At 64.7% G+C, this 18,652-nt stretch carries 17 protein-coding genes, 2 pseudogenes and 1 riboswitch; of the genes and pseudogenes, 16 read left to right on the forward strand and 3 right to left on the reverse strand.

Annotated elements, in window-relative coordinates; all coding sequences use genetic code 11:
• The first annotated feature begins 15 nt into the window (after window positions 1-15).
• From nadA to EJ074_RS00770, 10 genes and pseudogenes are all read left to right on the forward strand, one after another.
• Window positions 16-990: a quinolinate synthase NadA gene (gene nadA / locus EJ074_RS00725; protein WP_129552577.1), complete on the forward strand. Its 975-nt coding sequence runs from the start codon at window positions 16-18 to the stop codon at window positions 988-990.
• Window positions 987-2,528, forward strand: a complete 1,542-nt coding sequence (locus tag EJ074_RS00730) for an L-aspartate oxidase (protein WP_129552578.1) — start codon at window positions 987-989, stop codon at window positions 2,526-2,528. Before nadA ends, EJ074_RS00730 begins: the two co-directional genes overlap by 4 nt.
• Before the next feature lies 1 nt (window position 2,529).
• Complete coding sequence (gene nadC / locus EJ074_RS00735) at window positions 2,530-3,411, forward strand: carboxylating nicotinate-nucleotide diphosphorylase (protein WP_129552579.1); 882 nt, start codon at window positions 2,530-2,532, stop codon at window positions 3,409-3,411.
• A gap of 10 nt (window positions 3,412-3,421) precedes the next feature.
• On the forward strand, window positions 3,422-3,745 hold the full coding sequence (locus EJ074_RS00740; RefSeq protein WP_129552580.1) for a hypothetical protein: 324 nt from the start codon (window positions 3,422-3,424) through the stop codon (window positions 3,743-3,745).
• Between the two features lie 56 nt (window positions 3,746-3,801).
• Entirely contained in the window at window positions 3,802-4,254 is a 453-nt protein-coding gene (gene panD, locus EJ074_RS00745) for an aspartate 1-decarboxylase (protein WP_129552581.1), read from the forward strand.
• 59 nt (window positions 4,255-4,313) lie between these two features.
• Window positions 4,314-5,312 carry a biotin synthase BioB gene (gene bioB, locus EJ074_RS00750; RefSeq protein WP_129552582.1) on the forward strand — a complete coding sequence of 333 codons (999 nt, stop codon included), beginning with the start codon at window positions 4,314-4,316 and terminating at the stop codon, window positions 5,310-5,312.
• Window positions 5,309-6,463, forward strand: coding sequence for an 8-amino-7-oxononanoate synthase (locus tag EJ074_RS00755; protein ID WP_129552583.1), 1,155 nt, complete (start codon window positions 5,309-5,311; stop codon window positions 6,461-6,463). The genes bioB and EJ074_RS00755 overlap by 4 nt, the downstream gene beginning before the upstream one ends.
• Window positions 6,460-7,098, forward strand: a complete 639-nt coding sequence (gene bioD / locus EJ074_RS00760) for a dethiobiotin synthase (RefSeq protein ID WP_129552584.1) — start codon at window positions 6,460-6,462, stop codon at window positions 7,096-7,098. Before EJ074_RS00755 ends, bioD begins: the two co-directional genes overlap by 4 nt.
• Window positions 7,095-8,356, forward strand: a pseudogene (locus EJ074_RS00765) (adenosylmethionine--8-amino-7-oxononanoate transaminase). The gene bioD and the pseudogene EJ074_RS00765 overlap by 4 nt, the downstream one beginning before the upstream one ends.
• Window positions 8,353-9,336, forward strand: a complete 984-nt coding sequence (locus EJ074_RS00770) for a beta-ketoacyl-ACP synthase III (protein WP_129552585.1) — start codon at window positions 8,353-8,355, stop codon at window positions 9,334-9,336. The pseudogene EJ074_RS00765 and the gene EJ074_RS00770 overlap by 4 nt, the downstream one beginning before the upstream one ends.
• A gap of 47 nt (window positions 9,337-9,383) precedes the next feature.
• Here EJ074_RS00770 and EJ074_RS00775 read toward each other — a convergent pair whose 3' ends face one another.
• Window positions 9,384-10,862: an NAD-dependent succinate-semialdehyde dehydrogenase gene (locus EJ074_RS00775; RefSeq protein WP_245454772.1), complete on the reverse strand. Its 1,479-nt coding sequence runs from the start codon at window positions 10,860-10,862 to the stop codon at window positions 9,384-9,386.
• 221 nt (window positions 10,863-11,083) lie between these two features.
• Window positions 11,084-11,196: riboswitch (TPP riboswitch) on the forward strand.
• A 112-nt stretch (window positions 11,197-11,308) separates the two neighbouring features.
• On the opposite strand from EJ074_RS00775, the gene thiC reads away from it, so the two are divergent.
• The 6 genes and pseudogenes from thiC to EJ074_RS00805 all read left to right on the forward strand — a co-directional run bounded on the left by thiC (window position 11,309) and on the right by EJ074_RS00805 (window position 16,436).
• Window positions 11,309-13,129, forward strand: coding sequence for a phosphomethylpyrimidine synthase ThiC (gene thiC, locus EJ074_RS00780; RefSeq protein ID WP_129552586.1), 1,821 nt, complete (start codon window positions 11,309-11,311; stop codon window positions 13,127-13,129).
• The gene (thiO, locus tag EJ074_RS00785; RefSeq protein WP_129552587.1) at window positions 13,126-14,109 is read left to right on the forward strand and encodes a glycine oxidase ThiO; all 984 of its coding nucleotides are present in this window, start codon (window positions 13,126-13,128) and stop codon (window positions 14,107-14,109) included. The genes thiC and thiO overlap by 4 nt, the downstream gene beginning before the upstream one ends.
• A complete protein-coding gene (gene thiS / locus EJ074_RS00790) occupies window positions 14,093-14,290 on the forward strand; it encodes a sulfur carrier protein ThiS (protein ID WP_095807832.1) in 198 nt (65 codons plus the stop codon). The genes thiO and thiS overlap by 17 nt, the downstream gene beginning before the upstream one ends.
• A 4-nt stretch (window positions 14,291-14,294) precedes the next feature.
• Window positions 14,295-15,068: a thiazole synthase gene (locus tag EJ074_RS00795; protein ID WP_129552588.1), complete on the forward strand. Its 774-nt coding sequence runs from the start codon at window positions 14,295-14,297 to the stop codon at window positions 15,066-15,068.
• Window positions 15,065-15,670, forward strand: a complete 606-nt coding sequence (locus EJ074_RS00800) for a thiamine phosphate synthase (RefSeq protein ID WP_129552589.1) — start codon at window positions 15,065-15,067, stop codon at window positions 15,668-15,670. Before EJ074_RS00795 ends, EJ074_RS00800 begins: the two co-directional genes overlap by 4 nt.
• A pseudogene (locus EJ074_RS00805) lies at window positions 15,667-16,436 on the forward strand (hydroxymethylpyrimidine/phosphomethylpyrimidine kinase). Before EJ074_RS00800 ends, EJ074_RS00805 begins: the two are co-directional and overlap by 4 nt.
• Before the next feature lie 241 nt (window positions 16,437-16,677).
• Here EJ074_RS00805 and EJ074_RS00810 read toward each other — a convergent pair.
• Window positions 16,678-17,442 carry an SDR family oxidoreductase gene (locus EJ074_RS00810; protein ID WP_129552590.1) on the reverse strand — a complete coding sequence of 255 codons (765 nt, stop codon included), beginning with the start codon at window positions 17,440-17,442 and terminating at the stop codon, window positions 16,678-16,680.
• Window positions 17,443-17,511: 69 nt separating this feature from the next.
• Window positions 17,512-18,624 (reverse strand): ABC transporter ATP-binding protein, encoded by a 1,113-nt coding sequence (locus EJ074_RS00815; RefSeq protein ID WP_129552591.1) that lies wholly within the window; start codon window positions 18,622-18,624, stop codon window positions 17,512-17,514.
• Window positions 18,625-18,652: the final 28 nt, after the last annotated feature.

The raw sequence follows: 18,652 nt of genomic DNA on the forward strand, positions 1-18,652 counted from the left end.
TAAGGGGAGGCGCCGATGACCGCGGCATTACCTATGGCTGCGGCCTTGTATGAGCGCGTCCGGCGGGTGATTCCACCGATCGAATGGCCGGCCTTCACCGAGGACATCCACGCCATCCTCGCGCTAAAGCGCGAGCGCAACGCTGTCATCCTGGCGCACAACTATCAGACGCCGGAGATCTTTCATTGCGTGGCCGACATCGTCGGCGACAGCCTGGCGCTCGCCCGCAAGGCCATGACGGTCGATGCGGACGTCATCGTGCTGGCCGGCGTGCATTTCATGGCCGAGACAGCGAAGCTCCTCAATCCCGGCAAGACCGTGCTCATTCCCGATCTCGGCGCCGGCTGCTCGCTCGCCGACTCGATCACGGCTGCGGATGTACGCCTGATGCGGCAACGCTATCCCGGCGCGCCTATCGTGACCTACGTCAACACCTCTGCAGCGGTGAAGGCCGAGTCCGACATCTGCTGCACGTCCGGCAATGCGCTTCAAGTGGTGGAATCGCTCGGCGCGCCGCGCGTGATCATGCTGCCCGACGAATATCTGGCAAAAAACATCGCGGCGCAGACAGAGGTCGAGATCATCGCCTGGCAGGGACACTGCGAGGTGCATGAGCGCTTCACGCCCGCCGACATACGCGAACTGCGCGAGGCGCATCCCGGCGTCACTGTGCTGGCCCATCCCGAATGCCCGCCGGAGGTCGTCGCGGAAGCGGATTTCGCAGGCTCGACGGCGGCGATGTCCGACTATGTCGGACGGCACAAGCCGGCACGTGTCGTGCTGATGACTGAATGCTCGATGAGCGACAATGTCGCCGTCAAGCACCCTGAAGTCGACTTCGTGCGCCCGTGCAACCTCTGCCCGCACATGAAACGAATCACGCTTGCCAATATCCGCGCGGCACTTGAGGAGAGCCGCCACATCGTCACCATAGACCCAGGCGTCGCCGACCGCGCACGACGGGCAGTGGAGCGCATGCTCTTCGCATGACGCCATACATCCATGACATTGCCGGGGTGCCGGTCATTATAGGCGCTGGCCTCGCCGGCCTGATGACGGCACTGCATTTGGCGCCTCAACCAGTCGTCCTGCTCTCCAGGTCCCCACTTGGAACGGATGCCTCAAGCACACTCGCTCAGGGCGGGCTCGCAGCGAGTCTGGGGGAGGACGACAGCCCCGAGTTGCATCTCGCCGATACGCTTGCAGCAGGTGACGGGCTTTGCAATGAACACATGGCCAAGCGGGTGGTCGAAGCTGTACCTGACGCTATCGACCACCTCTTACGTTTGGGAGCTCCCTTCGACCGCGCGTTGGATGGAAAACTGCGGCTCGGCCTGGAGGCCGCGCATTCGCGTCGCCGCATCGTGCACGCCGCCGGAGACGCCACCGGTCACGAGTTGTTCCGTGCGCTGCTCGCCGTGGCGCGGCGGACCCGTTCGATTACAATCATGGAAGGCATAACAGCCCTTCGCCTCGTGGTCGCGGAGGGCAACATCGTGGGCTTGCTGGCTGTCGTGCACAGCGACGTCTTCGCATTGCCCACCCGCCGCGTCGTGCTTGCGACCGGCGGCATAGGTGGCCTTTTTTGTGATACGACGAACCCGCTTTCCTCGTTTGGACACGGGCTGGCGCTGGCCGCCTGTGCCGGCGCAGAGCTCGCCGACCTCGAATTCGTGCAGTTCCACCCGACGGCGCTCGACACGGAGCGCCGGCCAATGCCGCTTATAAGCGAAGCAGTGCGGGGCGAAGGCGCGGTCCTGACCGATGAACATGGTCTGCGCTTCCTTGCCGACACGCCTGGCGCCGAGCTCGCATCGCGAGATGTGGTCGCGCGGGCGATCGCCAATCAACTCGCCGCTGGGCGTCGTGTCTATCTCGATGCCCGGCAATGCCTCGGGCAGAAGTTTGCCACACGTTTCCCGGCGATCGGGACAATTTGCAAGCAGGCCGGCATCGATCCGGGCGTGGAGCCGATCCCCGTGCGCCCGGCCGCCCACTACCACATGGGCGGGGTGGCCGTGGGCGCTGAGGGGCGCAGTTCCGTGAGCGGTCTGTGGGCATGTGGCGAGGTCGCTTGCACGGGGCTGCACGGAGCAAATCGCCTGGCCAGCAACTCGTTGGCCGAAGCAGTCGCAACAGCGGCCTGGGTAGCGGCAAGTGTCGCCGGCACCTGCGCAGGCTGGCAGTGGTCTAGACTCCCAGCAATAGTTCCGATGCGACCCGACCCTTCACCCATTCGCGAACTTGTCTCCAATGCGCTTGGCATCATCCGGACAGGCAAGGGGTTGCGCGACGCGATCGCAGCTCTGCTGCCGACCGCTGTTGGCGAGACAGCGGCGGCCGATCCGGCGCTGGTGGCGCTGTTGATTGCGATCGCGGCCCTTCGGCGCGAGGAGAGCCGCGGCTCGCACTACCGATCCGATTTCCCGCAGCGCGATGCTGACCCCCTACCCTCCCGGCTTACGCTCTGCACAGCCTTCGAGACGGCGGTCGCGCTCAATTGGCAAGTAGCCCAACGGAGCCGCTGACATGAGTTCACTTGCGCCGCTTCCCCAGATTGTCATGGAGCCGATCGTCCGCGCTGCCTTGCTGGAGGATCTGGGCAGAGCCGGCGACATCACCAGCGAAGCCATCATCCCCGCCGATTGCAAGGCAACGCTCGCGTTGAATGCCCGGCAGGCCGGCGTTGTCGCAGGGCTTGATCTGGTGATGTTCGCGTTCCTCCTCGTCGATCCTGGGATCAGCATGCAGTTGCGCTGTCTCGAGGGCGGCAAGGTTTCCGCTGGGGAGACCATCGCGGTCGTAAGCGGGCCGGCGCGAAGCCTGCTGACGGCCGAGCGGACCGCGCTCAATTTCCTATGCAAGCTGAGTGGCATCGCAACGGCGACGGCCTCGCTTGTGAACGCGGTACGCGGCCATAACGCGAAGATCGTATGCACGCGAAAAACAACGCCAGGCCTGCGTGTCCTGGAAAAATATGCCGTGCGCGCGGGCGGCGGCGCCAATCACCGCTTCGCGCTCGACGATGCGGTGCTGATCAAGGACAACCATATCGCCATTGCCGGCGACATCCGCACCGCAATCGAGCTGGCGCGTGATGCCGTAGGCCACATGATCAAGATCGAGGTGGAGGTCGACACGCTGCATCAGCTGGAGATGGCGCTCCAAGTCGGCGTCGACGCTGTTCTCCTCGACAACATGTCGCTCGAGGATCTTGGCCAGGCCGTGGCAATGGTCGGAGGCAGAGCTGTCACCGAGGCGTCGGGTCGGGTGACACTGAAAACGGCTCCGGCAATCGCGGCGACCGGCATCGACCTTATCTCCGTCGGCTGGCTTACCCACAGCGCTCCCATCCTCGACATTGGCCTTGATATGCCCGCGGACCGGAATTGCAGCAGGCATCTGAACTGAGGGAGAGGACATGAACCGGGACCGCAGCAACTCCTTTGGCCGCAGACTAACTCGCGCCACCACGTCCTTGGTTCCACCGACCACCGACCTGAGCCTGCTCGCTGCCGGACGACGCAGTTCAAGCGGCAGGGAGAAAGCGACGGGCCAGGCACAAACAAAGGACCGCGTGGAAGCACTTGGCTTTATCATCTGTCGGCTCGACGAACTGCGCCAGATGGCTTCCTCTCACGGCCTGGAAGCACTCAGTTGTCTGTTGGACGTCGCCTTCACCGAATCCTGTGACGCGATCAGAAGGGAGCGTTCATGCGCTCAAGCCGAAGAAAGCACGCGATAGGCGCCGAGAGCGCGAGACACGGTGACACAGGATTAGAAGTGACATCGGAGGAAGGGATGCGCAAAATTGTCGCCGGCAAGCTGCACGGCATTCACGTCACCGAGGCCAATCTCGACTACCATGGCTCGATCACGCTCGACCCCGACCACTGCGAGGAGGCAGGCATCTTGCCGATGGAATTCGTCGAGATCTGGAACAAGAACTCGGGCGCACGGATCTCGACCTATGTCATCCTGGGCGAGCGCGGATCGCGCTGCTGCATCCTAAACGGCGCCGCGGCCCGCACCTGTCAGCCGGGCGATCAGGTCATCATCTGCAATTCGGTTTATGTGCACGAGAGGGAACTGACCGCGCTCAAGCCCCGCGTGCTGACCTTCGACAAGGACAATCGCATCGTTGATCGCCTCACTTACTCGGTCGCGCGCAACGTGGAGGGAGGCTACAGTTTTTCCATACTCGACGGGGCCCGCAACTCCCTCCCCGTGCCGACGCTGGTGGGCAGATCATAATGGGCCCCAAGTCTGGTGTCTTGGTTGCTACCCAAATGTTTTTTGTTGATGGAGGTGAAATGAACGCGGAACTTAGCCCGGACCTAACGTCGGACCCTGTGGGTTGGTCCCTTGCGGCCTGGACGCGAGAGGGAGCCCAGGCCATCCACGACCTGCCCTTCAACGACCTGCTGTTCCGGGCCCAGACGATCCATCGCGAGAATTTCGATCCCAACCGGGTGCAGCTGTCGCGCCTGCTCTCGATCAAGACCGGCGGCTGTCCTGAGGATTGCGGCTATTGCAGCCAGTCGTCGCATCACCAGTCCGGCCTCAAGGCCTCGAAGCTGATGGAGGTTCAGCGCGTCATCGACGAGGCCAGGAAGGCGCGCGACGCGGGCGCCACGCGCTATTGCATGGGAGCCGCATGGCGTAGACCCAAGGAGCGCGACATGGAGGCGGTCGTCGCCATGGTCGAGGGCGTGAAGGCGCTAGGCATGGAGACCTGCATGACGCTCGGCATGCTCGACCTCGATCAGGCGCAGCGGCTGAAGCAAGCCGGCCTCGACTACTACAACCACAACATCGACACCTCCGAGCGCTACTACAGCGAGATCATCTCGACGCGGACCTTCACTGAGCGGCTGGACACGCTGGTCAATGTCCGCGACAGCGGCATCAAGGTCTGCTGCGGCGGCATCGTCGGCATGGGCGAGGAGAAGGCTGACCGCATCGACATGCTGGTGACTTTAGCCAACCTGCCGGAGCCGCCCGACAGCGTGCCGATCAACATGCTGATCCCGATCGAGGGCACGCCGCTCGGCGAGGCCGAACCGATCGAGCCGATCGAATTCGTGCGCACCATCGCGCTGGCCCGCATCATGATGCCGAAATCGCATGTGCGGCTCTCCGCCGGCCGCACGGCGATGAGCGACGAGATGCAGGCGCTGTGCTTCTTCGCCGGCGCCAACTCCATTTTCGTCGGCGACACCCTGCTGACCGCCGAAAACCCCGGAGAGGACAAGGACAGCGCGCTGTTCCGCCGGCTGGGCATCAAGCCGATGGAGCGCGAAGCCCAGTGAACGGGCGCGCGAACGGCCGGGCTTTGCTCGACCGCTACGAGGCCAGCCTGCGCGGGCTGGCCCGCAAGGACCGATTGCGGAGCCTCAGCGCCCGCTCGGGCGCCGACTTCGCCTCCAACGACTATCTCGGCCTGGCGCGCTCCAAGCGCATGGCAGAGGCGGTTGCGGCGGCACTCGCCGCCGGTACGCCCATTGGGGCGACGGGTTCTCGGCTGCTGCGCGGCAACGACCCCGAACACGAGGCCCTCGAAGCCAAGGCGGCCGGCTTCTTCGGCGCCGAGCGCGCGCTGTTCTTCGGCGGCGGCTATGTCGCCAATTTCGCGGTGCTCACGACCTTGCCGCAGAAGGGCGATCTGATCGTACTGGACGAACTGATCCATGCCAGCGCGCATGAGGGCGCGCGAGCCGGTCGCGCCGATGTGGCGGAAGCGGCGCACAACGATGCAGGCGCCGTCGACGGTGCGATCCGGGGCTGGCGCACGAGGGGCGGCGCCGGCCGACCCTGGATCGTGGCCGAGAGCCTCTACAGCATGGATGGCGACCGGGCTCCGCTCGGTGAACTGATCGAGGTCGCGGATCGCCACGATGCGTTCCTGTTCGTCGACGAGGCTCATGCCACCGGCGTCTACGGTCCGGATGGGCGCGGGCTCGCGCACGATCTCGAGGGCCGCGACAATGTCGTGGTGCTCCACACCTGCGGCAAGGCGCTGGGCGCATCCGGCGCGCTGGTCACGGCGCCGGCTGCGCTTTGCGACTTTCTCGTCAACCGCTGCCGGCCGTTCATCTATGCCACCGCGCCCTCGCCGCTGATGGCGGTGGCGGCGGCAACGGCCCTCGACATCGTCGCTGACGAACCGGCGCGCCGCGAGCGGCTGGCGAAGCTGGTTGCGCTCGCCGGCAAGAGGGCCGATCACCTTGGCCTGCCCGCGAGCGGTTCGCAGATCCTGCCGGTCGTCGTCGGCGAGAATAGCCGCGCCATGGCGCTGGCAGGAGCGCTGCAGTCGCGTGGTTTTGATGTGCGCGGCGTCCGCCCGCCAACCGTGCCGGAGGGGACGGCAAGGCTCAGGATCTCGCTGACCCTGAATGTCGGCGAGGGCGACGTTTCCGCACTGTTCGATGCACTTGCCGGGGAATGGGAGCGCGCGCGATGACGGTGCAGATCGTCGTGACCGGCACCGACACCGGCATCGGCAAGACGGTGTTCGCGGCGGGCCTGGCCGGCCTGCTCGACGGCATCTACTGGAAGCCTGTGCAGGCCGGCTTAGGCGAAGAAACCGACAGCGAGACTGTCTCCCGGCTCGCAGGATTGCCCGCGGATCGAGTGCTGCGCGAAGCCTGGCGTCTCAACGAACCGCTCTCGCCGCACCGCGCCGCCGAGTTGGACGGGGTGGAAATCGATCCGGACGCGTTGATGCTGCCCGCGACCGACCGGCCACTGGTCGTGGAAGGCGCCGGCGGGCTGATGGTGCCGATCAACAGGCGCACGCTCTACATCGACATCTTCGCGCGCTGGCGCGCGCCAGTCGTGCTCTGCGCCCGAACCGGGCTCGGCACCATCAACCACACGCTGCTCTCGATCGAGGCTCTGCGCGCGCGCTCGATACCGCTGCTCGGCATCGCCTTCATCGGCGACGAGATGACGGATACGCAAAGGACGATCGCCGAGATGGGCAAGGTGCGGGTGCTCGGCCGCCTGCCTCGGCTCGATCCGCTGACGCCAGAGGCGCTTGCCGCGGCCATGCGGTCCTCGTTCCATGTGTCCGACTTCACGGAGGTCCGACCATGAGCTCCGCCGTCTGGCATCCGTTCACCCAGCATGCCACCGAGCCGGTTCCGCCGACCATCGCGCGCACCGAGGGCGCCTATGTCGAGACGCGCGAGGGCAAGCGCATCCTCGATGCGATCTCGTCCTGGTGGGTCATCACCCACGGCCACCGCCATCCAAAGATCGTGGAGGCGATTCGGAACGCAACCGAGACGCTCGACCAGGTGATCTTCGCCGGCCTCAGCCATGAGCCGGCCGAGCGATTGGCTTCGGCGCTGGTCGACATGGCTCCGCCGGGCCTGGACTGGGTTTTCTATTCCGACAGCGGCTCGACCAGTGTCGAGGTCGCGCTGAAAATGGCGCTCGGCTTTCACCGCAACAACGGCACGCCGCGCTCGCGCATCGTCGTCATGGAGCACAGCTATCACGGCGACACCATCGGCACGATGAGTGTGGGCGCGCGCGGCATCTTCAACGCCGCTTACGAGCCCCTGCTGTTTGAGGTCGACACCATCCCCTTCCCCGCCGCGGGCCGGGAGCAGGAAACGCTCGACGCCTTCGAACGGCTCACGCGCGACAGTCAAGTTGCCGCCCTGATCGTCGAGCCGCTGGTGCTCGGCGCCGGCGGCATGTTGATGTATCCCGCCTGGGTACTCACCGAACTCAAGCGCATTGCCGAGCGCTCCGGAACACTGTTCATCGCCGACGAAGTGATGACCGGCTGGGGCCGCACCGGCACGATCTTCGCCTGCGATCAGGCAGCGATCGCACCCGACATATTGTGCACGTCCAAGGGGCTGACGGGCGGCTCGCTGCCGCTCGCGGCGACGCTTGCCACCGATGCGATCTTCCGAGCGCATTACTCCGGCGACCGGGCCAGGACCTTCTTTCATTCGAGTTCCTACACGGCAAACCCGATCGCCTGCGCGGCAGCGCTCGCAAATGTCGGCATCTGGCGTCACGAACCCGTGGCGGAACGCGTGGCCGCCCTGTCGCGGATGCAGGCGGAAAAGGTTACGCGGTTCAGCCAGGATCCGCGTTTCGAGAATGCGCGCACGGCCGGCACCATCGCCGCGCTCGACCTCAGAGTCGGCAATGCCGGCTATCTGGCCGAGGTCGGGCCGAGGCTGCGCGCCTTCTTCCTCGATCGCGGATTGCTCGTGAGACCGCTCGGCAACGTCATCTACGTGCTGCCGCCATACTGTGTACGTCGGGCGATCTCGACCGGCTTTACGACGCTATCGACGAGGCAGCCAGTCTTGCGGGCGACAAGAGATGAACCACACGGCGCGCATCATAGGCTTTGGCCATTCCGTGCCGGCGCGCAGCGTCGGCAATGCCGAGATCGAGGCAAGCCTCGGGCTGGAGGCGGGTTGGATCGAGGGGCGCACCGGCATCCGCTCGCGTTTCTGGGCGGAGCCCGGCGACACGCTGTCCGGACTGGCGGCCAAGGCGGGAGACATGGCGCTCAAGGCCGCCGGCATCGATCGCAAGGCCATCGGCCTGCTTCTGCTCGCCACATCGACGCCGGATCATCTGCTGCCGCCGAGCGCGCCGCTGGTGGCGCACAGGCTCGGCCTCGAAAGGGCCGGCGGGATCGACCTCGCCGGCGCCTGCGCGGGATTCATCTACGCCATGGCCTTCGCCGACGGCTTCGTGCGCCTGCACAACAGGCCGGCCGTCGTCATTGCGGCCAACATACTGAGCCGTCGGATCAATCCGGCCGAGCGGGCAAGCGCGGTGCTGTTCGCCGATGCTGCCGGCGCGGTGGTGCTCGCCCCGTCAAGTGATCCCGGCCACGGCATACTCGGTTCCTCTTTCGCCTCGGATGGGTCCGGTTATGACCTGATCCATATCCCGGCGGGCGGCAGCAACCGCCCCTTCTCGGAAGAGATCGACATCGCCGAAACCCGCATGACCATCGCGAACGGCCGCGAAGTCTTCGCCAAGGCGGTGGAGATGATGAGCCGCTGTTCCTTAGAGGCGCTGGAGGCGGCCGACCTTGCGGCGCCGGATGTCGCCCGCTTCGTGCCGCACCAGGCGAACGCCCGTATATTCAACGCCGTCGGCAAGTCGCTCGGCATCGAGGACGAGCGCATCGTCAAGACCATCGCCGACTATGGCAACTCGTCGGCTGCAACAATCCCCCTGTCGCTGTCGATTGCTCACAGCACCAACCCTCTTCGGCCGGGTGAGAAACTGCTGCTGGCCTCGGCCGGCGCAGGGCTTATCGGCGGAGCGCTGGTGGTTGGCGTTTAGCCTTTGGCCGATGCCCAATGGCTAAGTGTGGTCCACGGCGTCTTGACCTAGATTCCGCCCATGCAGAGATACTTCATCTCGAGATACTCCTCCAAGCCATGTCGGGAGCCTTCGCGACCAATCCCTGATTGCTTCATGCCACCGAAGGGAGCGGCTTCCGATGACATCCGGCCGGTGTTGATGCCGATCATGCCGTATTCGAGTGCCTCGGCCACATGCCAGACGCGCTTCAGATTGGAGGCATAGAAATAGGCGGCGAGACCGTAGATCGTATCATTGGCCTCGCGCACCACCTCATCGGGATTCTCAAAACGGATGATCGGCGCGAGCGGCCCGAAAGTCTCTTCCTGCGCGAGCAGCATTTCACTGGTGATGCCCGTCAGCACGGTCGGCTCGAAAAAGGTACCGCCGTGAGCTGCCGGGCTTCCGCCGCAGCGGATCGCTCCGCCCTTCCCGATCGCGTCGGCAATATGAGCCTCGATCTTGAGGAGCGCGTGGGTGTCGATCAACGGTCCGATGGCGACACCCGGTTTGAAGCCGTCGCCAACCGAGAGCGAGCGAACCCGTGCGGCAAATTTCTCGGCGAATTCGTCATGCACGCCGGATTGCACATAGAGCCGGTTGGCGGACACGCAGGTCTGCCCGGCATTTCGAAACTTTGCCTGGATCGCACCATCGACGGCAGCATCGACATCGGCGTCGTCGAAGACGATGAACGGCGCGTTCCCGCCGAGTTCGAGGCTGACTTTCTTGACCTGATCCGAGCACTGGCGCATGAGCAGCCGCCCGACTTCGGTCGAACCGGTGAAACTGATCTTGCGCACTTTCGGATTGGCGCAGAGCTCACGCCCGACCGCGGCACCTTCCGAGGCATAGATCAAATTTACGACACCCTCGGGGAAGCCTGCCTCCGCCGCCAGCGCGAACATCGCGCCGGCGACGAGCGGGGTTTGCTCGGCCGGTTTCAGGATGATCGCGCATCCGGCCGCGAGTGCCGGTGAAATCTTGCGGGCCACCATCGAAGCGGGAAAGTTCCAGGGCGTAATGGTGCCAACGACGCCAATCGGCTGCTTGATGACCAGCATGCGCCGATCTGTCGAAGGCGCGGAAATCGTCTCGCCGTAGATCCGATTGGCTTCTTCCGCGTACCATTGCAGGTAAGCGGCGGCATGTGAGACTTCCGATATTGCTTCAGGCAGCGGCTTGCCCATTTCGGCGGTCAGGATTGCAGCCAGGTCATCGGTGTGATCGAGGATCAGCTGGTGCCAGCGCCACAATGTGTCGCTACGATCCCGGGCCGTCAAAGCTGCCCATTTGGCTTGCGCGACATAGGCCCTGTCGATTGCAGCCTTCGTTTGCTCCGCGCCCATATCGGGGAGTTCGGCGAGCAATTCGCTAGTCGAGGGATTGAAGACCTGGAAGACGCTTCCATCCCACCGATCGCCTTGGCGTGCCAAGCGATCCAGCGCGGCAAACCGCTCCGGTTGTTTGAGATGGCGAAGCAGAGAACTGTTTATGCCCGGCACAGAAGAGCTCCTCAGGATAAGGCGACATCTCGTCTTAGAAACATCGCGGAAAGCAGCGTAGCTGCAGCGTGACACTCGGCATTTGTCCAGCGCATCGTTTTTTGCCCAATCTGGGCAACAATGCCTTCGGATTTCAATCCAACCTTGATGCAGGCAGCCGATTGTCGAACAGGACCGCCGTCACAAGAGTTGACAGAGCGACTTCGCATCGTCCAACCTAGACGCCTCACCAGGGGAGTCCCGGCAAGGGGCTGAGATACTGCTAATAGCGCGCAGTGACCCGTTGAACCTGATCCAGTTCATACTGGCGTAGGGACGGTGCGAGGTTTCGCGGGTCGGAAATCCGGCTTCGGTATTCGGGCAGTGCCCGCATCCTGCGCGAAGCGTCACTTCCTCCTCATCGCGTGGACTGGGTCTCCGTTGCACTCGAGCAAGGAGGCTCACTCATGAATGCCCACACCCCGACCGTCACCGTCGGCGAATTGCCCGCTTCGAAGAAGGTCCACAAGCCTGGCCAGCTTCACCCCGATCTGCGGGTGCCGATGCGCGAGATCTCGGTCCACCCGAGCGCCGGCGAGCCGCCGGTCACGGTCTATGACTCGTCCGGTCCCTACACTGATGCGGCGGTCAAAACCGATATCGAGCGCGGCTTGCCGCGGTTGCGCGAGACATGGGTCGAGGCACGCGGCGACGTCGAGCGCTACGAGGGCCGCACGATCAAGCCCGAGGACAACGGCTTCGTCTCGGCCGATCGGCTGACGCCGGAGTTCCCGGTGCACAACAGGCCGTTCCGCGCCGTCGGCGGCCGCGCCGTCACCCAGCTCGCCTATGCGCGCGCCGGCATGATTACGCCTGAGATGGAGTTCGTCGCCATCCGCGAGAACCTCGGCCGGGAGCAGTTGCGTTCGAAACTTCGCCGCGACGGCGAGAGCTTCGGCGCCGCGATCCCGGATTTCGTCACGCCGGAATTCGTGCGCGACGAGGTGGCGCGCGGACGCGCCATCATCCCGTCCAACATCAACCATCCCGAAAGCGAGCCGATGATCATCGGCCGCAATTTCCTGGTCAAGATCAACGCCAATATCGGCAACTCCGCCGTCACCTCGTCGATGGCCGAGGAGGTCGAGAAGATGGTGTGGGCGATCCGCTGGGGCGCCGATACGGTGATGGACCTCTCGACCGGGCGCAACATCCACAACATCCGCGACTGGATCGTGCGCAACTCGCCGGTGCCGATCGGCACGGTGCCGATCTATCAGGCGCTGGAGAAAGTCGGCGGGGTCGCCGAGGAACTGACCTGGGAGGTGTTCCGCGACACCCTCATCGAGCAGGCCGAGCAGGGCGTGGACTATTTCACGATCCATGCCGGCGTGCGCCTGCCCTATATCCCGCTGACCGTCGACCGCGTCACCGGCATCGTATCGCGCGGCGGCTCGATCATGGCCAAGTGGTGCCTGCATCACCACCAGGAGAGTTTTCTCTACGAGCATTTCGAGGAGATCTGCGACATCGCCAGGGCCTATGACGTGGCGTTCTCGCTCGGCGACGGTCTTCGCCCCGGCTCGATCGCCGACGCCAACGACGCGGCCCAATTCGCCGAACTGGAAACGCTGGGAGAACTCACCAAGATCGCCTGGGCCAAGGACTGCCAAGTGATGATCGAGGGCCCCGGCCACGTGCCCATGCACAAGATCAAGGAGAACATGGACAAGCAGCTCGCGGTCTGCGGCGAGGCGCCGTTCTACACGCTTGGACCGCTCACCACCGACATCGCGCCCGGCTATGATCACATCACATCGGGCATCGGCGCTGCGATGATCGGCTGGTTCGGAACGGCGATGCTCTGCTACGTCACGCCGAAGGAGCATCTCGGCCTGCCGGACCGCGACGACGTCAAGACAGGCGTCATCACCTACAAGATCGCCGCCCATGCCGCGGATCTGGCCAAGGGCCATCCGGCCGCCAAGATCAGGGACGACGCGCTGTCGCGGGCGCGTTTCGAGTTCCGGTGGGAGGACCAGTTCAACCTGTCGCTCGATCCCGAGACGGCGCGCGCCTTCCATGACGAAACCCTGCCCAAGGAGGCGCACAAGGTGGCGCATTTCTGCTCGATGTGCGGCCCCAAATTCTGCTCGATGCGGATTTCGCACGACATCCGCGCGGAAGCGCAGAAGGAAGGGCTTGCGGCCATGGCGGCGAAGTACCGGGACGGCGGCGATCTCTACATACCGCTCGACAACGCATCGGAGAGCACCGGCCGGCCATGAAGGTGCTCATTCGCGGCGCAGGCGTTGCCGGGTTGACGCTCGCGCACGAGCTGGCAACGCGCGGCGCCGAGGTGACCGTCACCGAGAAGCGCATGGAGATCGCCGGCAACGCCTCCTGGCAGGCCGGCGGCATGCTCGCGCCTTGGTGCGAGCGCGAGAGCGCCGAAGAGGCGGTGCTGACGCTCGGGCGCCGCGCCGCCGACTGGTGGAACGCGGCCTTGCCCGGCCATGTCTCGCGCCGCGGCACGCTGGTGCTGGCTCCTGCCCGCGACGCTCGTGAGTTGGACCGGTTCGGGCGCCGCACGTCCGGTTTCAGGCAGCTCGGCGCCGGTGAGATCGCGGCTCTCGAACCGGCCCTCCAAGGCCGGTTCGGACGTGGGTTGTACTTCGCTCAGGAAGCGCATCTCGACCCGCGCAAGGCGATGCTTTCCCTCAGCGACAAGCTGCGCGGGATGGGCGTGCGCCTGGAGTTCGGCCGCGGCCTGGCGCCTGCATCTTCGGAAATCGAGGTAGACTGCGCCGGCATCGCCGACAGGCGACCGGAGCTGCGTGGCGTGCGCGGCGAGATGCTGATGCTGCGAACGGACGAGGTCTCGCTGGCCCGCCCGGTGCGGCTGCTGCATCCGCGCATCCCCGTCTATGTCGTGCCGCGCGAGCAGAACCTGTTCATGGTCGGCGCGACGATGATCGAGTGCGATGCCGATGGCCCGGTCACTGTGCGCTCGACCATGGAGCTGCTCAGCGCCGCCTATGCGCTGCATCCCGCCTTCGGCGAGGCCGAACTGGTCGAGACAGGCGTCGGCGTGCGTCCTGCATTCGCCGACAACCTGCCGCGCGTCGAGCGCGACGGGGGGCACATTCGCATCAACGGCCTCTACCGCCACGGCTTCCTGCTCGCGCCGGCCATGGCGCGACAGGCAGCCGACCTCATCCTGGGAAATCCGGCAGCAAAGGAGTTTGCCCTTGAAGCTCATCGTTAACGGCCAAACCCATGAAGTCGCGGCCGAAACGCTTGCCGCGCTGCTCAGCGAACTTGACTTCCAGGGCAGCTGGCTCGCCACCGCGAGGAACGGCGATGTCGTGCCTGCCAGGGAACGCGACCGCTGCCGTCTCAGCGATGGCGATCGCATCGAAATCCTCTCGCCGATGAAGGGGGGCTGATCCAATGCTCGACCTCTATGGACATAAATTCTCGTCCCGCCTTCTGCTTGGCACCGCGCTCTACCCCTCGCCTGCCATCATGGCCGAGGCGATCAAGGCGTCCGCCACGGAGATCGTCACCGTGTCGCTCCGCCGCGAAACATCGGGCGGCAAAGCCGGCGGCCAGTTCTGGTCGCTGGTCCAGTCGCTGGGGGTTCGCGTCCTGCCCAACACCGCCGGCTGCCATTCGGTGAGCGAAGCGGTGACGACGGCGCGAATGGCGCGCGAGGTGTTCGGCACGGACTGGATCAAGCTCGAGGTGATCGGCAACCACGACACGCTGCAGCCCGACGTCTTCGGGCTGGTCGAAGCAGCCAGGATCCTTGCCGCGGAAGGTTTCCAGGTCTTTCCCTACACGACCGACGACCTCATCGTGGCCGAGCGCCTGCTCGACGCCGGCTGCCGGCTGTTGATGCCCTGGTGCGCGCCGATCGGCTCCGCGCGCGGGCCGCAGAACCCCGATGCGCTGCGAAGCCTGCGCGGGCATTTTCCCGGCGTGCCGCTGATCGTCGATGCCGGCATCGGCCGGCCATCGCACGCCGCAGCCGTGATGGAGCTCGGCTACGACGCGGTGCTGCTCAACACGGCGGTCGCCAAGGCAGGCGATCCCGTCGCCATGGCAGCGGCCTTCGGCAAGGCGGTCGAGGCCGGCCGCGAGGCCTATTGCGCCGGTTTGCTCGAGCCGCGCGACATGGCCGTCCCCTCGACCCCCGTCATCGGCATGGCAGCGTTCTCATGAGGCTCGATCCGTTTTACCTGATCGTCGATTCCGCCGCCTGGATCGAACGGCTGGTGCCGCTCGGCTTGAAACTGGTGCAACTGCGCATCAAGGACCGGGACGAAGCTTCGCTACGCCGCGAGATCCATGCTTCGAAGGCGGTCTGCGACCGTCATGGCTGCCAGTTCATCGTCAACGACTACTGGCGCCTCGCGATCGAGGAGAATTGCGATTTCGTCCATCTCGGCCAGGAGGATCTGCTCGAAGCCGATTTGAAGGCCATCCGCAGGGCGGGCCTGAGGCTCGGCCTCAGCACTCACGACGATGCGGAACTCGAGACCGCGCTGCAAGCCGAGCCCGACTATGTCGCGCTTGGCCCGATCTACCCGACCATCCTTAAGGCGATGAAATGGGCGCCGCAGGGACTGGACCGTATCGCTGTCTGGAAGAGGCGCGTCGGCGGTCTTCCGCTCGTGGCCATCGGCGGGCTCACCGTCGATCGCATTGCCGGTGTCTTCGCCCAAGGCGCTGAGAGCGCCGCGGTGGTTACCGACATCACCCGCAACGCGCACCCCGAGGCGCGCGCGCTGGAATGGCTGACGGCGACGGCGCCATGGCGATGACGCCGCATGTCTTGATTGTCGCCGGCTCCGATTCGAGCGGCGGCGCGGGAATAGCCCGCGATGTCGAGACCGTTTCGGCGTTCGGGTTGCGCAGCTGCCTCGCCATCACGGCCGTGACGGTGCAAACGCACGACACCGTCGAGCAAATCGAGCATATGCCGCCGGAACTTGTTGCCGCCCAGATGCGTGCCGCCTTTGCCGCCAACCAAGTCGCTGCGGTCAAGATCGGCATGCTGGGGACGGCGGCGGCGATCGAAGCGGTCGGCTCCGTCCTGGTGAGCAGTCCGAAAGTGCCGGTGGTGCTCGACCCTGTACTGGCCTCCACCTCGGGACGAGTGCTGCTGGAGGACGACGCCATCGACGTGCTGCGCCGCGACCTGATGCCGGTCTGTCGGCTGGTGACACCCAATCTGCTCGAGTTGGCGGCGCTGACCGGATCGCCACCGGCACTGGATGAAGGAGAGGCCAGCCTTCAAGGCGAGGCACTGTCTACGATGATAGGAACTGCAGTGTTGGCCAAGGGTGGGCATGCGCGAGAAGGTCAGCCTGCCGTGGACCTGCTTGTGCAACCCGACTGCCCGGTCTTGCGTTTGGAGGCACCCCGTTTGGACAGGAAAGGGGGACAGGCTGCACGCTCTCCAGCGCCATATCCGCTTGCCTTGCGTTGAACAGCCCCCTTGAAGCAAGTGTAGCTGCAGCCAAACGGCACGTCTTCGACATCCTGTCCATGTCAGCTCAAAGGAGGAGGCGGTCCGGCCCCGGTTGATCTGGACAATCTGCGGTTTCTTGCCGGGTTTGCCCATCCTGCGCCTTGCACAAGGCTGGCATGAGACAAGAGGTTCTCCGCCGCACATCCTTGATCGCGCAACGTCTCGACATCGCCAGACGAGTTTTGGCCAAGCACCGCAAGCAGCCGAGCTCGACCGGTTGAACGCACGCCCAAAGGCGACATCAACTGCTTTGCCGCGACATCTCCAATCGTTTTGCTGAAGACGCCTCGTCTTGCGCTAGATAGCCAGTTCGCCTCCGTCGATACGGAACGTGGACCCCGTCACGAACGATGCATCGCTCGAGGCGAGATAGGTGAACAGTCCGGCTACTTCAGCAGGGGCGCCCATTCGGTGCAACGGCACAGCGTTCTTGAGGAACTCCGCCCTAACGTCGGTCGCCTTGCGACCGATCATGGCGCTCATCACCTCAAGGTCGGAAGAATTCATCTCGGTATCGATCTGGCCCGGAGCGACGGCGTTTGCGGTGATGCCGTGCTCGGCCAGTTCAACACTCAAGGCCCGCATAAGAGCCATGACGGCCCCTTTGCTGGCGGCGTAGGCCGTTGATGGGGCATGTGCTTCGCCGCGAAGGCCGGCGATCGACGCGGTGGCAAGAAGCCGCCCTCCCTTGCCGAATTCAATCATTGCGCGGGCCGCAGCCTGCAACGTCATCATCACGCCGACCAGGTTGACGTCGATGACGCGCATCCAGGAAGCGCGGGTCCCGTCTACGAAATGTTCAATCTGCCCAACACCGGCGTTTGCTACGCAAATATCCACGCCGCCGAATTTCTTCGCCAGTTCCACGGCTTGCGCTAAGTCCCGTTCGTCGGTGACATCGCCCTTGACCCACTTGAGCTGTGGCTGCTGAAGCGACTGGTCGACGACGCGATCAAGTGCCACAACTTTTGCGCCCTCACGCAAAAAGCGCTCCACCGTCGCGCGGCCAATGCCGTTGCCGGCGCCGGTTACGATTGCGACCTTGTCAGCGAGAATTCCCATATGTTCCTCTTGGCATTGTGCCGAGCAGTTGCGGCAGGTGGATGTTTTGCGATTCGATTTGGAAGAGGCCTACGGCGCTGGCAACCGCTGAAAGTCATCTTCGACGAACAGAACATCCTGAGCGAGCCAACTTAAAAAGATCCGGGTCCCCGCCGGTGGTGGCGCAAACGCCTGGGGCCCGGCCGAGACCTGGACACTCAGGCCGTGTTCGGCAAGCACATGGATGTCATATTGCGAGCCGGTGAAGACGCAGCGCTGGATGACGCCCGCCAGCTGATTGATCCCGGCCTGTGTCTCTTGCCTGGAGATCGTTACTCGCGCCCGTGGCAGGACCGCTGCAATGCGGGCTGATCCAGTGAGCCAGGTGGGAGCCGTTCCCTCGAGCGTAAGGTTAGGCGCTTCGAGGCGAAGCCGGTCGCCTGAGCGCTTCACGTGACCCTCGACAACGGTGCCGACGTTGATGAACCTCGCCACATGCGTCGTGCGCGGATTGCGATAGAGATCTTCGGGGGTATCGATCTGCACGATCCGCCCGCGATCCATGATCGCAATGCGATCGGCGATCGCGCAGGCCTCTTCCTGATCGTGCGTGACATGGATGAACGTCGTCGCGGTCTCCTGCTTGAGCGCAACCAGTTCATCCTGCATCTGCCGGCGCAATTTCAGGTCGAGAGCGCCGAGCGGCTCGTCGAGCAAAAGCACCGACGGACGCGTCGCGAGAGCGCGCGCGAGCGCCGCGCGCTGTTGCTGGCCGCCTGATAGCTCGGCGATCTTGCGTTTCTCCATTCCGTGAAGGCCAACCAGGTCCAGCACCTCTCGGGCACGTTGCTCGCGCTCTCTTCGGCCGCGTCCGGCCATTTTCAGGCCGAACTCGACATTTGTGCCGAGGCGCATGTGTGGAAAGAGTGCGTAGCTCTGGAAGACCGTGTTGGTCGGGCGCTGATACGGCGCCCGTTTCGTGACGTCCTGGCCGTCGATGGTGATCGAACCGCGGTCGGGCTCGACGAAGCCGCCGATGATGCGCAGGATCGTTGTCTTGCCGCAGCCGCTCGGGCCGAGCAAAGCGAAGAGCTCTCCCCGCTCGACTTCGAACGAAACACCCCTCCCCTCATCGCCCAACGCAGGTCCTTGCTGCCCTGGATATCGCTTGGCCAGATCGGTGCACTGCAAGGCAGATGGCATCACAAGGCTTCCTCTTTGTTTGAAGCGG

Origin of the sequence: Mesorhizobium sp. M3A.F.Ca.ET.080.04.2.1 (assembly GCF_003952525.1) — a bacterium.
Classification (GTDB): domain Bacteria; phylum Pseudomonadota; class Alphaproteobacteria; order Rhizobiales; family Rhizobiaceae; genus Mesorhizobium.

Coding starts and splice junctions, on each gene's coding strand:
- thiO (WP_129552587.1), top strand. CDS start 13,126: ATGAAGGTGCTCATTCGCGGCGCAGGCGTTGCCGGGTTGACGCTCGCG.
- bioD (WP_129552584.1), top strand. CDS start 6,460: ATGACGGTGCAGATCGTCGTGACCGGCACCGACACCGGCATCGGCAAG.
- nadA (WP_129552577.1), top strand. CDS start 16: ATGACCGCGGCATTACCTATGGCTGCGGCCTTGTATGAGCGCGTCCGG.
- EJ074_RS00730 (WP_129552578.1), top strand. CDS start 987: ATGACGCCATACATCCATGACATTGCCGGGGTGCCGGTCATTATAGGC.
- EJ074_RS00795 (WP_129552588.1), top strand. CDS start 14,295: ATGCTCGACCTCTATGGACATAAATTCTCGTCCCGCCTTCTGCTTGGC.
- EJ074_RS00800 (WP_129552589.1), top strand. CDS start 15,065: ATGAGGCTCGATCCGTTTTACCTGATCGTCGATTCCGCCGCCTGGATC.
- bioB (WP_129552582.1), top strand. CDS start 4,314: ATGAACGCGGAACTTAGCCCGGACCTAACGTCGGACCCTGTGGGTTGG.
- nadC (WP_129552579.1), top strand. CDS start 2,530: ATGAGTTCACTTGCGCCGCTTCCCCAGATTGTCATGGAGCCGATCGTC.
- panD (WP_129552581.1), top strand. CDS start 3,802: ATGCGCAAAATTGTCGCCGGCAAGCTGCACGGCATTCACGTCACCGAG.
- EJ074_RS00810 (WP_129552590.1), bottom strand. CDS start 17,442: ATGGGAATTCTCGCTGACAAGGTCGCAATCGTAACCGGCGCCGGCAAC.
- EJ074_RS00770 (WP_129552585.1), top strand. CDS start 8,353: ATGAACCACACGGCGCGCATCATAGGCTTTGGCCATTCCGTGCCGGCG.
- thiC (WP_129552586.1), top strand. CDS start 11,309: ATGAATGCCCACACCCCGACCGTCACCGTCGGCGAATTGCCCGCTTCG.
- EJ074_RS00815 (WP_129552591.1), bottom strand. CDS start 18,624: ATGCCATCTGCCTTGCAGTGCACCGATCTGGCCAAGCGATATCCAGGG.
- EJ074_RS00740 (WP_129552580.1), top strand. CDS start 3,422: ATGAACCGGGACCGCAGCAACTCCTTTGGCCGCAGACTAACTCGCGCC.